This window comes from Chromobacterium paludis, from assembly GCF_008275125.1.
GTDB lineage: Bacteria > Pseudomonadota > Gammaproteobacteria > Burkholderiales > Chromobacteriaceae > Chromobacterium > Chromobacterium paludis.
In genome coordinates this window covers 3,197,024-3,211,300 of record NZ_CP043473.1, presented here as the reverse complement: position 1 = coordinate 3,211,300, position 14,277 = coordinate 3,197,024, and the positions used below count along the sequence as shown (strand labels likewise).

12 protein-coding genes are annotated in these 14,277 nt (G+C 64.2%); 4 read left to right on the top strand and 8 right to left on the bottom strand.

All coding sequences use genetic code 11. The features are described from left to right. Window positions 1-96: 96 nt before the first annotated feature. Window positions 97-2,163 (top strand): carbon starvation CstA family protein, encoded by a 2,067-nt coding sequence (locus tag FYK34_RS15155; protein ID WP_149297814.1) that lies wholly within the window; start codon window positions 97-99, stop codon window positions 2,161-2,163. Continuing rightward, the gene (locus tag FYK34_RS15150) at window positions 2,156-2,344 is read left to right on the top strand and encodes a YbdD/YjiX family protein (RefSeq protein WP_149297812.1); all 189 of its coding nucleotides are present in this window, start codon (window positions 2,156-2,158) and stop codon (window positions 2,342-2,344) included. Before FYK34_RS15155 ends, FYK34_RS15150 begins: the two co-directional genes overlap by 8 nt. Before the next feature lie 66 nt (window positions 2,345-2,410). Here the strand turns inward: FYK34_RS15150 and FYK34_RS15145 are convergent, their stop codons facing one another. After that, window positions 2,411-3,436 (bottom strand): YeiH family protein, encoded by a 1,026-nt coding sequence (locus tag FYK34_RS15145; RefSeq protein WP_149297810.1) that lies wholly within the window; start codon window positions 3,434-3,436, stop codon window positions 2,411-2,413. Between the two features lie 105 nt (window positions 3,437-3,541). Between FYK34_RS15145 and FYK34_RS15140 the strand changes: the two genes are divergently transcribed. Continuing rightward, the gene (locus FYK34_RS15140; RefSeq protein WP_149297808.1) at window positions 3,542-4,411 is read left to right on the top strand and encodes a LysR family transcriptional regulator; all 870 of its coding nucleotides are present in this window, start codon (window positions 3,542-3,544) and stop codon (window positions 4,409-4,411) included. A 143-nt stretch (window positions 4,412-4,554) separates the two neighbouring features. On the opposite strand, the gene FYK34_RS15135 is transcribed toward FYK34_RS15140, so the two are convergent. The 5 genes from FYK34_RS15135 to arsC all read right to left on the bottom strand — a co-directional run bounded on the left by FYK34_RS15135 (window position 4,555) and on the right by arsC (window position 9,774). Continuing rightward, window positions 4,555-6,087: a DHA2 family efflux MFS transporter permease subunit gene (locus FYK34_RS15135; protein ID WP_149297806.1), complete on the bottom strand. Its 1,533-nt coding sequence runs from the start codon at window positions 6,085-6,087 to the stop codon at window positions 4,555-4,557. A gap of 10 nt (window positions 6,088-6,097) precedes the next feature. Next, a complete protein-coding gene (locus tag FYK34_RS15130; protein WP_149297804.1) occupies window positions 6,098-7,246 on the bottom strand; it encodes an EmrA/EmrK family multidrug efflux transporter periplasmic adaptor subunit in 1,149 nt (382 codons plus the stop codon). A gap of 13 nt (window positions 7,247-7,259) precedes the next feature. Beyond that, complete coding sequence (locus tag FYK34_RS15125; protein ID WP_231137281.1) at window positions 7,260-8,669, bottom strand: efflux transporter outer membrane subunit; 1,410 nt, start codon at window positions 8,667-8,669, stop codon at window positions 7,260-7,262. Window positions 8,670-8,757: 88 nt separating this feature from the next. Next, the gene (locus FYK34_RS15120; protein WP_149297802.1) at window positions 8,758-9,258 is read right to left on the bottom strand and encodes a MarR family transcriptional regulator; all 501 of its coding nucleotides are present in this window, start codon (window positions 9,256-9,258) and stop codon (window positions 8,758-8,760) included. A 165-nt stretch (window positions 9,259-9,423) separates the two neighbouring features. After that, on the bottom strand, window positions 9,424-9,774 hold the full coding sequence (arsC, locus tag FYK34_RS15115) for an arsenate reductase (glutaredoxin) (RefSeq protein WP_149297800.1): 351 nt from the start codon (window positions 9,772-9,774) through the stop codon (window positions 9,424-9,426). A gap of 197 nt (window positions 9,775-9,971) precedes the next feature. Between arsC and FYK34_RS15110 the strand changes: the two genes are divergently transcribed. Next, window positions 9,972-11,171 (top strand): multidrug effflux MFS transporter, encoded by a 1,200-nt coding sequence (locus FYK34_RS15110; protein ID WP_149297798.1) that lies wholly within the window; start codon window positions 9,972-9,974, stop codon window positions 11,169-11,171. Between the two features lie 42 nt (window positions 11,172-11,213). Here FYK34_RS15110 and FYK34_RS15105 read toward each other — a convergent pair whose 3' ends face one another. Further along, window positions 11,214-12,410, bottom strand: coding sequence for a GumC family protein (locus tag FYK34_RS15105; RefSeq protein ID WP_231137280.1), 1,197 nt, complete (start codon window positions 12,408-12,410; stop codon window positions 11,214-11,216). Window positions 12,411-12,421: 11 nt separating this feature from the next. Beyond that, the gene (locus tag FYK34_RS15100) at window positions 12,422-14,269 is read right to left on the bottom strand and encodes an SLBB domain-containing protein (protein WP_231137279.1); all 1,848 of its coding nucleotides are present in this window, start codon (window positions 14,267-14,269) and stop codon (window positions 12,422-12,424) included. Window positions 14,270-14,277 lie beyond the last annotated feature (8 nt).

Below are 14,277 nucleotides of genomic sequence, written 5' to 3'. Positions count from 1 at the left end.
GACAGAATCGGAAATGCAGAATCATACCCGGACACCGGCTGGCAGATGGGCTGCCGCCGCGGCAAGCTGGGAGAGACAGAGAACAGGGATACCCATATGCAACAGATCAAGCAGTGCGTCGTCTGGCTGCTGGTGGCGCTGGCGGGGGCCACGGCTTTCGCCATGGTGGCGCTGAACCGCGGGGAGACGATCAACGCGGTGTGGCTGGTGGTGGCCGCCTTGTCGGTGTACGCCATCGCCTACCGCTTCTACAGCCGCTTCATCGCCGACAAGGTGCTGGAGCTGGACGCGCGCCGGCTGACCCCGGCGGAGAAATTCAACGACGGCCTCGATTACGTGCCCACCAACAAGTGGGTGGTGTTCGGCCACCATTTCGCCGCCATCGCCGGCGCCGGCCCGCTGGTGGGGCCGGTCTTGGCCGCGCAGATGGGCTATCTGCCGGGCACCTTGTGGATCCTGGTCGGCGTCATGATAGCCGGCGCGGTGCAGGACTTCCTGGTGCTGTTCCTGTCCATGCGCCGCGACGGCAAATCGCTGGGCGAGATGATACGGCAGGAGATGGGCGACGTGGCCGGCGTGATCGCCTCCATCGGCGTGATGATGATCATGGTCATCCTGTTGGCGGTGCTGGCGCTGGTGGTGGTCAAGGCCTTGACCGACAGCCCGTGGGGCACCTTCACCATTGTCTGCACCATTCCCATCGCGCTGTTCATGGGCGTGTACAGCCGCTTCATCCGCCCGGGCAAGATAGGCGAGATTTCGGTGATCGGCTTCATCCTGTTGATGCTGGCCATCGTCTACGGCGGCGACGTGGCCAAGAGCGCCACGCTGGCGCCGCTGTTCACGCTGAAGGGCACCGAGCTGGCCTGGGCGCTGATCGCCTACGGTTTCATCGCCTCGGTGCTGCCGGTGTGGCTGCTGCTGGCCCCGCGCGATTATCTGTCTACCTTCCTCAAGGTGGGCACCATCGCCGGCCTGGCCGTGGGCATCGTGATCGTGGCGCCGCCGCTGCACATGCCCGCGTTGACCAAGTTCATCGACGGCTCGGGCCCGGTATTCGCCGGCAACCTGTTCCCCTTCCTGTTCATCACCATCGCCTGCGGCGCGGTGTCCGGCTTCCACGCCCTGGTGTCCTCCGGCACTACGCCCAAGCTGATTGAGAACGAGTCCCACGCCCGCATGGTGGGCTACGGCGCCATGCTGGTGGAGAGCTTCGTCGCCATCATGGCCCTGATCGCCGCCTGCGTGCTGGACCCGGCCGTCTATTTCGCCATGAACAGCCCGGTGGCGCTGATCGGCAAAACCGCGGCGGACGCCGCCCAGGTGATCTCCGGCTGGGGCTTTGTCATCACGCCGGACGCGCTGACCCAGCTGGCGGCAGACGTCGGCGAGCATACCGTGCTGTCGCGCGCCGGCGGCGCGCCGACCCTGGCGGTGGGCATGGCCCACATCCTGTCCGGCGTCATCGGCGGCAAGACCATGATGGCCTTCTGGTACCACTTCGCCATCCTGTTCGAGGCGCTGTTCATCCTCACCACCGTGGATGCGGGCACCCGCGTGCTGCGCTTCATGATCCAGGATCTGCTGGGCCTGGCGATCAAGCCCATGGCCAACACCGAATCGTGGACCGCCAACTTCGTCGCCACCGGCCTGGCCGTCGCCGCCTGGGGCTACTTCCTGTATCAGGGCGTGGTGGATCCGCTGGGCGGCATCAACACCCTGTGGCCGCTGTTCGGCATCGCCAACCAGATGCTGGCCGGCATCGCGCTGACGCTGGCCACCGTGGTGCTGGTGAAGATGCAAAAGACCCGCTACGTGTGGGTGACCGCGTTGCCGACCGCCTGGCTGCTGGTGGTGACGCTGACCGCCGGCTGGCAGAAACTGTTCCACGCCAGCCCCAAGATCGGCTTCCTGGCCCACGCCGACAAGTTCTCCGCCGCCGCGGCAAAGGGCGAGCTGCTGGCGCCGGCCAAGAATATGGCGCAGATGCAGCAAATCATCTTCAATGATTATGTGGACGCCACATTGACCGGCCTGTTCATGGCGGTGGTGCTGGCGATGCTGGTGTTCGGCATCCACGTGATCCGCAAGTCGCTGGCGGTGAAGTGGGCGACGGCCAAGGAAGTGCCGGCGGTCTACCGGCAGGAGGGCGCAAATGGCTGAATGGTGGAGGGCGGCGGTGGCCACCGCCCGGCTGATGGTGGGACAACGCGACTACGACGTTTACGTCAGCCGTCGACGCCGTTTCGATCCCGAGGCCCAGGTGATGAGCCGTGAGGCATTTTTCCGCTATTGCCAGGAACAGCGCTACGGCGGCAAGGGCGTGAAGAAGTGTCCGTGCTGAGCGCGATGCCCGCATGAATGAAAACCGCCCGGCTTGCGCCGGGCGGTTTTGTTTGGCGGGGCCAGATCAGCGCATCAACGTCGTCACGCCCGCATTGATCAACCCGCCGCCGACGATCAGCCAGCCGAACAACGCGCTGGCCAGCAGCAGCGGCTTGGCGCCGGCCTGGCGGATGGCGGAGAGGTGGGTGGTGACGCCCAGCGCGCCCATGGCGGCGGCCAACAGCAGGTTGTCCAGCGAGATGATCTGTTGCAGCAGCGCATGCGGCAGCAGGTTGAAGGAGTTGAGTCCGGCCACGGCGAGGAAGGCCACGGCGAACCAGGGAATGGTGATGGGCTGCTTTTCCTGGCGGCCGCCGTTGTGCTTGTTAGCCAGCCAGGCGGACAGGCCGATCAGGAAGGGCGCCAGCATCATTACCCGTATCATCTTGGTGATGACGGCCGTGTTCATCGCCGTGTCGCTGATGGACTTGCCGGCGGCGACCGCCTGGGCCACTTCGTGGATGGTGGAGCCGGCGTACAAGCCGTAGCTGAACTCGGAAATGCCCAGGTGGCGCACCGCCTCGTACATCAGCGGCCACAGGAACATGGCGGCGGTGCCGAATACGACGACCGTGGCCACGGCCACCGCCACTTTTTCGGCATGGGCCTTCAGCACCGGCTCGGTGGCCAGCACCGCCGCCGCGCCGCAGATCGAGCTGCCGGCACCGATCAGGATCACGCTCTGCTCGTCCAGTCCCAGTTTCTTGCGGCCCAGCCAGAACGCCAGGAAGAAGGTGGAGGTCAGCACCAGCGCGTCTATCAGCACGCCGGAGAAACCCACTGCGGCGATATCTTGAAACGTCAGCTTGAAGCCGAACAGGATGATGCCGGCGCGCAACAGCTTCTGCTTGGAAAACGCGATGCCGTGGTGGCTGGGCGCGGCGATGAAGCGGTAGACGGTGTTGCCGATGACCATGCCGCCGATGATGGCGAGGGTCAGGGCGGAAAAGCCCAGGCTCTTCATGGCCGGCAGATCGGCCGCCCAGATGGCGGCGCCGGCCAGCCCCAGCGACAGCGCCAGGCCGGGGATAAGGTTGCGATAGTTGTTCATATGCTCATTCCTCTTCGCTATATGCACAACGATACGCCTGTGTATTTAAGTAGAAAAACGGATAAAATTAATATATTAAATTAAAAAAATCACTAAGGAGCGGCCATGTCCTTGCGCATCAGCCTGCGCGAGCTGGAAGTGTTCGCCGCGGTGGCGGAACGGGAGACGGTGACGCGCGCGGCGGAGCGGGTGGCCTTGACGCAGTCCGCGGCCAGCCAGGCGCTGGATAAGCTGGAGCAGGGCCTGGGCGTCAAGCTGTTCGACCGCGTCGGCCGTCGGCTCGTGATCAATGAGCATGGCCGGCTGTTGTTGCCGCGCGCGCGGGCCTTGCTGGATGCCGCCTCCGACATGCAGGACCTGTTCCTGGGCGGGGAATTGGCGCTGCGCATCGGCGCCAGCACCACCATCGCCAACTATCTGCTGCCGCCCTTGCTGGCGGCATTCCGCCAGGATTGGCCGCAGGCGCGGCTGGAGCTGGAGGTGGCCAACACCCGCGACATCGTCGAGGCGGTGGCGGCGTTTCGCGTCGATTTCGGCCTGATCGAAGGGCCTTGCCACCATGCGGAATTGCTGGCCAGTCCATGGCGACAGGACGAACTGGTGGTGTTCGCCGCCGCGGATCATGCGCTGGCGGGCCGCAAAGTGGCGGCGGACGAGCTGGCCGAGGCGGGCTGGATACTGCGCGAGGGCGGCTCCGGCACGCGCGAGGAGGTGGAGCGGGTGCTGTTGCCGCACTTGTCGCGGCTGGCCATCAATATGGAGCTGGGGCATTCGGAGGCGATCAAGCACGCGGTGGCGGCGGGGCTGGGCGTCAGTTGCCTGTCGCGCCATGTGGTGGCGGATTTGCTGGCGGCGGGCGGCATCGTTGAGCTGGACGCCGATCTGCCGACGCTCACCCGCACGCTGTTCCGCATTCAGCACCGCGACAAGTCGATCAGCCGCGGCATGGAGGCGTTTGACGGATTTCTGAAGTAATACGGAATCGCCACGAAAACCACGAAAGAACACGAACACAACGGGCTCGATCCACGTCCCGTGTTTGTGAAGACGGTTTGGAGTCGGATGTCGTTATTTCGTGTTATTTCGTGGTTTTCGTGGCGGATCCCATGGTTTTAACGCTAATGCGCCCCGCTATCCCCGCCGGAAGCGGTAAACGGCGGTTTGGCGAACCACACCAGGCCGATCAGCAGCACGAACAGGATGCCGGAAACCCAGAAGATTTCGTTGGCGGCCATGATGTAGCCCTGGCGCGTGATCTGCAGCTGAGTCAGGCCGGCCTGCTGGCCGGGGCTGAGACCCAGCTTGCCCAGGATATGGAACCAGGACACGGAGGCCGCATCGTATTGCGTCACATGCTCGGTCAGCTTGGAGTGGTGCAGCGCCTCGCGGCGGTCCCACATCGTGGTGGTGATCGAGGTGCCTATGCTGCCCGCCAGGATGCGCAGGAAGTTGGACAGGCTGGACGCGCTGGCGATGCGCGACGGATGCAGGCCGGACAGCGTGATCGTGGTCAGCGGCATGAAGAAGCAGGCCACGCCTATGCCTTGCACCACCTGCGGCCACACCACGTAGGAGAAGTCCATATCGGTGTTGAAGGTGCTGCGCCAGAAGAAGCAGAGGGCGTAGACGCTGAAGCTCACCGTCACCAGCCAGCGCATGTCCCAGCGATGGGCGTTCTTGCCTATGATGGGCGACAGCACCACCGGTATCAGGCCGATGGGCGCGGCGGCCAGGCCGGCCCAGGTGGCGGTGTAGCCCAACTGGGTCTGCAGCATCAAGGGCAGCAGCACCACGGCGCCGAAGTACAGCATGAAGCCCAGGCTGATGGCGACGGTGCCGACGGTGAAGTTGCGCTGGGCGAACAAGGACAGGTCGACGATGGGGTGTTCCTCGCCCAGCTCCCAGATCACCAGATAGGTCAGCGCCAGCACGGCGATCACGGCCAGGGTGACGACTTCGGCCGAGTTGAACCAGTCCAGCTCCTTGCCGCGATCCAGCACCATCTGCAGCGAACCCACGCCGATTACCAGCAGGGCCAGGCCCAGCTTGTCTATGGGCAGGTCGAAGGTGTCGGTTTCGCGGGTCTTCAGGATGCGCCAGGAAATGAAGGCGGCGGCGATGCCCACCGGCACGTTGATGAAGAAAATCCAGCCCCAGTGCCAGTTGTCGCTGATCACGCCGCCCAGGATGGGGCCGAACACCGGCGCCACGATCACCGTCATGGCCCACAGCGCCAGCGCCATGCCTTTCTTGGCCGGCGGGTAGCAGGCCAGCAACAGGCTTTGCGACAGCGGAATCATCGGACCGGCCACCGCGCCTTGCAGCACGCGGAAGAAGATCAGCATTTCCAGGCTGTTGGACATGCCGCACAGCCAGGAGGTGAGCACGAACAACAGGGTGGAGGCGATGAACAGCTTCACCTCGCCCAGGCGCTTGGCCAGCCAGCCGGTCAAGGGCACCGCGATGGCGTTGGCCACGCCGAAGGAGGTGATGACCCAAGTCCCCTGGCTGGTGGCTGCGCCGAGGTTGCCCGAAATGGTGGGCAGCGCCACGTTGGCGATGGTGGTGTCCAAGACTTGCATGAACACCGACATCGACAATGCCAGCGTGATCCAGACCAGTTTCGAGCCGCTCAATGGCGGATGATTCATGGCGGCGTCCTTATTGGCCGGCGTTGGCGGCCAGGATGTCGGCCACCAGCTTGTCGGCCTGCTTCAGGTCCGGCAGCGTGGCGTTGTTCTCGCTGGCGGCCGGGGTCGGCGCGGCTTCGGCCAGCGACTGGCCGTCCTGCTTGCTGGTGTCCACCACCACGTCCATGGACAGGCCCACGCGCAGCGGATGGGTTTTCAGGTCTTGCGGGTCCAGCGCGATGCGCACCGGCACGCGCTGCACCACCTTGATCCAGTTGCCGGTGGCGTTTTGCGGCGGCAGCAGCGAAAAGGCGCTGCCGGTGCCGGCGGACAGGCCCTGCACCTTGCCGTGATAGACCACCTTGCCGCCGTACAGGTCGGACTTCAGCTCCACCGGCTGGCCGACGCGGATCTTGGCCAGCTGGCCTTCCTTGAAGTTGGCGTCCACCCACAGGTTTTCCAGCGGCACGACGGCCATCAGCGGGGTGCCGGCGGCGACGCGCTGGCCCACTTGCACGTTGCGGCGGGCCACGGTGCCGGCCAGCGGCGCCTTGATCTGAGTGCGCTGCAGGGCGAGCCAGGCTTCCTTCAGACGGCTGGCGGCGGCCTTGACTGACGGTTGCTGCGCCAGCGCGTCCTGGCCCACCAGCGCCTGGCCGGCCTTGGCCTGCTCCTGGGCGGCGGCGAGCGCGGCCTGGGCGGCGGCGACGGCGTCATTGGCGTGGCCCAGCTCCTCGGCCGACATCGCTTCGCTGCCTGCCAGCTGCTTGCGGCGCTTCAGGTCGGCTTCGGCGCGGGCCAGTTCGGCCTGGCGCAGCGCTACCTGGGCTTGCAGCTGCTGGCTGCTGGCCATCAGCTGTCGGGTCTGGCGCACGGTTTGGGCGAACTCGTTGCGGGCGCGCTCGAAAGCGAGCTTGGCGTCGCTGTCGTCGTAGCTGAGCAGCACCTGGCCGGCCTTGACGGCGACAGTGTCATCCACCAGCACCTTGGCGACGGTGCCGCCGATTTCCGGGGTGACTTGCACCAGATGGCCGCCGACATAGGCGTCGTCGGTATCCTCCTGGTGGCTCAGCACCAGGCTCCAGTAGGCGCCGTAGCCAATGGCGATGGCGGCGAACAAAGTGGTGGCCACCAGCAGATTGCGCTTGCGGCTCTTGGCGGTTTCCAGTTTCTGATCCATGTGATGCGTGTCCTTAGCGGGGGGCGGTTTCGGCTTGGAAGCCGCCGCCCAGAGCGGTGTTCAGGGAGGCCCAGGCCAGACGGTTGGCGGCCATGGCGTCGAGGTGAGCGGATTGCTGGGCGAGCAGCGCGTCTTGCGCGTCCAGCAGCGACAGCTTGTTGACCAGGCCGGCGCGCAGGCGGGCGGCCATCGACTCATTGGCCTTGCGGCTGCTGTCCAGCGCGCGGCCGGCCTGCTTGAGCTGATTCTGGCTGTTTTGCCAAGCCGAAACCGCGTCGGCGGCGTCGCGCAGGGCATCCAGCACGGTCTGGTTGTATTGCTGCACCGCGGCGTCGTAGCCGGCTTGCTGGCGCGCCAGGTTCGACTGCAGCTGGCCGGAGTGGAAGATGGGCAGGCTGATGGCCGGCATCAGGCCCCACAGCGAGGAGCCGCTCTTCCACAGCTGATCCATTTCCAGCGCGCTCTGGCCGGCGAAGGCCGTCAGCTTGACGTTGGGGTAGAACTCGGCGCGCGCTTCCTTGACCGACTGATGCATGGATTCGACGCGGGCGCGCTGGGCGGCGATGTCCGGGCGGCGGCCCAGCAAGTTGGCGTCCAGCTTATCCAGCGCGGGGGCCGGCGGCAGCGCCAGCGGGGGGGCGATCAGCGCGTCCTCGGCCTGCGGCCCCTGGCCGGTCAGCGCGGCCAGGGCGTGGCGGCTGCGCTCGATGTCGGCGTTGACCGCGCTTTGCTGCTGTTCCAGTTTTTCAATCGAAATCTCGTTGCCGCGTTGATTGTCGCCGGGAAGCAGGCCGGCGTTGACGCGGGCCTGGGTCAGGGCCTGGCGGCTGTGGGCGATGGCCAGGCGCTGGCCGATCAGCTTGGCCTGGGCCTGGTTGCGCTGCAGCTGGGTGTATTGAGCGACGATGGCCTGGGTCAGCAATAAGCGGGTCTGCTGGCCTTCGTAGGCGATGGCTTGCTGTTGGCCTAGAGCAGCGCTGACGGCCGCGTGGTTCTTGCCCCAGAAGTCGAATTCCCAACTGCCCACCAGCGCCGCGGTGTAGGCGGTCAGCTGATTCTTGCGCAGCAGCGGCTGCAGCGGGTCGTAATGCAGGTCGAGGGCGTTGGCGGTGGCGTCCAGCTGCGGACCGTCCTTGCTTTCCACGATGCCGACGGCGGCGCGGGCCTGGCGCAGGCGCGCCGCGGCCAGTTTGAGAGAGGGCGCGTCTTTCAGCGTGGTCTCGACCAGGCGGTCCAGCGCGGGATCGTTCAGCTGGCGCCACCAGTCGGCGGCTATGCTTTGTTTGCCTGGGGCGACCAGCTTGAGTTGCTCGGCGCTCAACGCCTGGTCGGGCGTGATGTCGGGGCCGAAGCTGGCGCAGCCGCCGATCACGGCGCTGAGCAGCAGCACCCCGGCGGCTTGTGGCCATGAAGTCTTATTCACCTGTCGGTCTCCATTTGGTGTGTCAATCCAGTCATGATTTATCGCTTGATAATCACGCTAGTTATTATTTCGTTAAAAAAAGGCCGCCTCAGCCGCCCAGTTGGCTCAACAGCTTGCGCATCAGCTTTTCCAGCGTCTGCTTTTCTGCGCTGTCGAAATCGGCCCACAGCTGCTTGTGCACTTCGCGCGAGTAGGGCAGCAGGCTTTCTACCAGCGCCACGCCGGATGGGGTCAGCTCCAGCACGATCTTGCGCCGGTCTTCCGCACTGGCGGAGCGAGCGGCCCAGCCGTTCTTCACCAGTTCGTCGGCGATACGCGTGGCGTTGGTGCGCGAGGAGTCCAGCGTCTCGCTGATGTCGGATGGGTTCAAAGCCTGCTTGGGGCAGGCATACAGCGCCAGCAGCGCCATCCAGACGGTTTCGTTCAGGCCATGCTGCTTCAAGCTGTCGCACAGGTGGGCGCTCAGCCTGGGCATGATGTGGAACAGCAAGCGCGTCAGGATCACTTCCTGGCGCGGCACGCCGGGGAAGCGCGCTTCCACGCGGTTGATGGCCTGTTCGAGTTGGGCGAAGGATTTATTAGGGCTCATGCGGCTATTTTAGTAACTACAGTTACTATTTATCAAGTGACAATAACGGAAATAAGCAGAGACGGGGCGAGCTGTCGCGAAAGCTCAACACGGCGGACGCTGCCGTGGAGGCGAAACGCAAGCGGCCCGTTTCGGTGAAACGGGCCGCGGCCATGATGAGGACGGTCAGTCTTGCAGCAGGTTCAGCACCTGTTCCGGCGGCCGTCCAAGCACGGCGCGCCCGCCGCGCACGGCAATTGGTCGTTCGATCAGATTGGGATTGTCCACCATGGCCGCGATCAGATGCTGGCGTTCCAGCGTGATGTCGTCGAGGTAGAGGTCGGCGTACTCCTCCTCCTTCTTGCGCATCAGCTCGCGCGGCTCCATGTCGAGCAGGGTCAGCAGGCGGTCTAATTCTTCCTGGCTGGGCGGGTGCTTCAGGTACTCGATGACCTCGACCTCGGCGCCGGCTTCTTCCAATAGGGCCAGCGCGGCGCGGGACTTCGAGCACTTGGGATTGTGATAGAGGCGAATCATGTGGCTTCTCCCTTGTTGTGGGCGGGGATCTGCTGCATCGATTCAGCATAACCCGCGATTGAGGGCTTGGAAAGGGCCGGCATGGTGGCATGGATGCGTCGGCATGGCCAGCGCTGGCTTCAAACCAGATGCAGATAAGGGTTTTTCCGGCAGCGAGGAGCCGCTACCATGCGAGTGTTCATCCCTTCCGGTTCATCATGTCCTCCTCTTCGCGCAATCATCTGGGCTTGGCCGCTTTGCTGGCCGCGCTGTCCACGCTGGGTCCCTTTTCCATCGACACGTTTCTGCCGGCGATGCGCTCCATCGGGCACAGCCTGTCGGCATCGCCTTTGGAAATGCAACAGGCGTTGACCGTGTATCTATTCTGTTACGCGCTGATGATGTTGTGGCATGGCTCGATTTCCGATGCGGTGGGCCGCCGCCCCGTGGTCCTGGCCACGACGCTGCTGTTCGGGCTGGCGTCGATCGGGTGCGCGCTGTCGCAGAGCCTGGGCGCCTTGCTGTTATTCCGCGCCTTGCAGGGGCTGTGCGGCGGCGCCGGCCTGGTGGTGGGCCGCGCCATCATCCGCGACAAGTTGGACGGCGCGGCGGCGCAGCGGCTGATGTCGCAGGTGACCATGCTGTTTTCCTTGTCGCCGGCGATCGCGCCGGTGGTGGGCGGCTGGCTGTTCGGCGCGTTCGGCTGGCATTCGATCTTCATTTTCATGGGCGCGATCGGTTTCGCCCTGTTTGCGCTGACCTGGTTCGCGTTGGAAGAAACGCATCATGAGCCTGCCCGGCAGCCGTTGAAAGTGAAGTATCTGCTGGCCAATTATTGGCAAGTGGGCCGCAAGCGGGATTTCCAGCTGCTGACGGCGGCGGTGTCTTTAAATTTTGCCGGCTTTTTCCTGTACATCCCCTCGGCGCCGGTGTTCCTGATGCAGCACTTGCGTCTGGGACCGGGAGATTTCTTATGGCTGTTCGGGCCTGCCGTGTCCGGCATCATGTTCGGGGCCTACCTGTCCGGCCGCATGGCTGGCCATTTCAGTCCGCGTGAGATCGTGAGCCGGGGCTATTGGCTGATGTTCTTCGCCGCCGGACTCAATTTGGCCTACAACCTGATCGCCGCGCAGCAGGCATTGCCATGGGCGGTGCTGCCGCTGGCGTTGTACACCACGGGCATGTCTCTGGTGGCGCCATCCATCACGCTGAATCTGATGGATCAGTTTCCGTCGCTGCGCGGCACGGCATCGTCTTTGCAGGGTTTCTGCCAGACCATGATGTCCAGCCTGGTGGCCGGCGTGCTGGCGCCGCTTGCCTGGGCCAGCCCCTTGCGGCTGGCAAGCGCCATGTGCGTGTTGCTGGTTTTGGGATTCGTCTGCCGCATGGCTTACCGACTGCGGCAGGCAGGAAAATAAAAAACCGGCTGCGCGATGCAGCCGGTTATGGCTTTGACGGGTTTACTGGCCGCTCTTCAGGGCAAGCAGCAATTCACGGCGCCGTTGGCGCGTCGCGTCATCGGCATTATTGAGAGTGGCACGCAGCAGGGCGCTCAGGATGCCTATCATCAACCCGCCCAACAAGCCAAGCGCGACGATCAGGCTGCGCTTCGGCTTGCTCTTCAGCTCAGGCGGCACCGCCGGGTCCAGCACCTGGATCAAAGAGGAGTCCTTGGCCTCGTCGATCTTGGCGATTTCGTACTGCTTGGACAGCAGTTCAAATACGGTTTCCTGATACTTGAGTTCGCGCAGCTTGCGCATGTATTCGAGGCCGCTCTGCGCGAGTTTTCCGGTCGGCACGAACAAGCTGCTGTCGCTGCCTTGGCCGCTGTCCAGTTTGGCTAATTGCTCGCGCAAGCCCGCCAGTTCCTGTTGCGTCTTGATGTAGGCCGGATTCTGCGCGGTGGCGAAACTGCGCATCGCCTCCAGCTGCACTTCCTTGGCGGCGATGTTGGCGCGCAGCTGCGTCACGCTGGCGACGATGGCGGGCAACTGCCCCTCAGGCAGGATCATGCCGGTGCGCTCCTGAGTCTTGCGCAGATCCGTTTCGGCGGCGGCCAGCTGGGTCTTGGCGTCTTTCAGCTGTTGCTCGAAAAACAGGCGCCGCTTCGCGGCATCGGTTACGGCCAAGGACTGGTTGACGGCTTTGAGCTCCTGCACATAGGCGTTGGCCAGGGTCGCGGCGAATTGCGGATCAGGGTCATCGACACTGATATTGATCAGCCCGTCCTTGCCGCTGACAAAGCTGGAGGCGGCTTGCAAGGCCTTGCGCGTGCCATCCATGGTCTTTTGATCATAATGCTGTCGTAGCTTGAGACCGGCGATCAGCTTGTCGGCGACGGTGCGGCTTTTCAGCATGCCGATGTACAAGTCATTGGGATTTTTCAAGCCGGCAATGCCGCCAGCCGCGCCGGCGAGGCCGCCGAGCTGCCCCAGCATGGCGCTGATGCCGCTGCTTTGCTGTTGCGGCGGCATGATGCTGGTGCTGGCCGTGAAGATAGGCTTGGCCAGCAGCGCGTACGCCAGCGCGGCGGCGCCGCAGGCCAGGGTGCAGCCGGCAATCCAGCGCCGTTGCCGCGCCAGGCTCAGCAGCATTTCCATTAAGTCGATTTCATCGCCTGCGGCTGCCGCGTGGTGTTGCATCGGAGCGTCTTTCATTTCTGCGTGACTCATTTCAGGACTTTCAGGCCGGCGGCGCCCAGGCCGAACTGGTACAGAATCGTCGTCCATTCCTTCAGGGATTGGGTCCAGCTGCTGCGCTCCAGTTTTTCCGGCACCACGATGGTATCGCCCGGATTGACGCGCTGGCTGCCTACGCTGGAAAGCCAGGAGCCATTGCCGACGGCGGTGCCGTCAGCGCGCAGCAGATAGGTTGCCGACTGATCGCCGCTCGGGTTGATGCCGCCCGCTAGCTCCAGGTAGTCGGCCACCGTGCGTTGCGGACGGAAGATGAAGGTATTGGCCTGATAGACCGAGCCGATGACGTTGACGGTGCCGGGGCGGCGCGGGAAGCTGATCCGGTCGCCATCCTGCAGCGGCAGGTCGGGCAGGTCCTTGACCTGGGCGTTCATGTCCTTCAGTTCCAGCACGATGCGGCCTTCGGCCTTGACGCTGCGCATCCTAGCCGCCAACTGGTGCTGTCTTTCCGTCTGGGCGGCAACCGCGGCGATGATGTCTTTGTCGGTCAACTGCGCAATGCGGTTGGCGGCATTCTGGTCCAGGTCTTTTTCGAAGCGGTCGGCGGCCTCGTCCAGCTTCTGCTGCTGCTGTTGCCGCACGCTGTCCCGCGTCAATGACGTGCCGAAGACATAGCCCTCCTCATCCACCCCTCCCAGGCGCATGATCAGCTGGCGCAGGGTTTCGCCCTTGCGTAGTTCGAAGGTGCCCGTTTCATTAGCCTCGCCGCTGACGGTGACGTACTCCTTGCTGGCCATCACACTGACCGGCAGGGCGCCCGGCGCCTGGACGCGGAGAATGTCGCCGGCATTCAGCCGAACCGTGGAGAAGGCCTGCAATTCGCCCTTGGTCTTGGCCTGGGACACGAATCGGTTGTCTATGCTCTTCTCGAGGATGATTTGTTTGCCTTCCGCCGCCGATTCCAAGCCGCCGGCCCAGTGCAAGAGGTCGGCAGCGCTCTCTCCTGGCTTGAATTCATAGATGGCTGGCGTTTTGACTTGGCCGATCAGGGCGGCGCGCTGTCCTGCGGCCGGAATCTGGATGGTATCGCCGTCGCGCAGCGTCTGGTCCAGGGACTTGTCGCCGTTGACCAGGACTTGGTACAGGTCGAGTGAGGCGACTTTCTTGCCGTCGCGCAGCAGATTGACCTGGCGCACGCTGCCGCTATTATCCGGCCCGCCGGACAGCAGCAGGCCGTTCAACAACGTGCTCATCGCGCTCAGGGTATAGCTGCCGGGGTTGCGGGCGTGGCCGACGATATAGACTTGCACCGAGCGGCTTTGCACCAAGCTGACGCTGAGGTCGAAGTTGTTGAAGACGCGGCCGATGCTTTTCTTCAGCACGTCCTGCAGATCGCGGTAATGGACGCCGGCTACGGCAACCGCGCCGACGCGCGGCAGATAGATTTCGCCCTTGCGGTCCACGGTCAGGTTCAGGTCGATGTCGACCATGCCCCAGCCCTTGATCTGCAGCTGGTCGCCAGTGCCGATCACGTAATCGGGATTGACGGCGACGCTGCTGGAGGCGTCGAAACGGTTGGCCTGGCCTTGGAACAGTGCTTGTCCAAACAGCGGCAGCGACTGGCCGGTACTTTTTTGCACATACTCGGCGAAAGGCAAGGGCGGCAAGGAGTGCAAGGGAGCGTTGGCTGCCGGTAAGCGAGGGGCCAGTTGCGGCATGGCAGCAACATTGCCGCCGCTGATGACCGGCAGACTGGTGCCGGCATCCTGCTGGACATCCGCCTGCATCGTCGGCAGGGTGGGCGCCGCCATGGCCAAGGGCGTGCTTGCCAGCAAGCAGGCGATCAATAAGGGCTTAATCTTCAAGATTCCGTTTTTCATGTTTAATT

Coding starts and splice junctions, on each gene's coding strand:
- FYK34_RS15150 (WP_149297812.1), top strand. CDS start 2,156: ATGGCTGAATGGTGGAGGGCGGCGGTGGCCACCGCCCGGCTGATGGTG.
- arsC (WP_149297800.1), bottom strand. CDS start 9,774: ATGATTCGCCTCTATCACAATCCCAAGTGCTCGAAGTCCCGCGCCGCG.
- FYK34_RS15145 (WP_149297810.1), bottom strand. CDS start 3,436: ATGAACAACTATCGCAACCTTATCCCCGGCCTGGCGCTGTCGCTGGGG.
- FYK34_RS15110 (WP_149297798.1), top strand. CDS start 9,972: ATGTCCTCCTCTTCGCGCAATCATCTGGGCTTGGCCGCTTTGCTGGCC.
- FYK34_RS15135 (WP_149297806.1), bottom strand. CDS start 6,087: ATGAATCATCCGCCATTGAGCGGCTCGAAACTGGTCTGGATCACGCTG.
- FYK34_RS15155 (WP_149297814.1), top strand. CDS start 97: ATGCAACAGATCAAGCAGTGCGTCGTCTGGCTGCTGGTGGCGCTGGCG.
- FYK34_RS15130 (WP_149297804.1), bottom strand. CDS start 7,246: ATGGATCAGAAACTGGAAACCGCCAAGAGCCGCAAGCGCAATCTGCTG.
- FYK34_RS15105 (WP_231137280.1), bottom strand. CDS start 12,410: ATGAAAGACGCTCCGATGCAACACCACGCGGCAGCCGCAGGCGATGAA.
- FYK34_RS15100 (WP_231137279.1), bottom strand. CDS start 14,269: ATGAAAAACGGAATCTTGAAGATTAAGCCCTTATTGATCGCCTGCTTG.
- FYK34_RS15140 (WP_149297808.1), top strand. CDS start 3,542: ATGTCCTTGCGCATCAGCCTGCGCGAGCTGGAAGTGTTCGCCGCGGTG.
- FYK34_RS15120 (WP_149297802.1), bottom strand. CDS start 9,258: ATGAGCCCTAATAAATCCTTCGCCCAACTCGAACAGGCCATCAACCGC.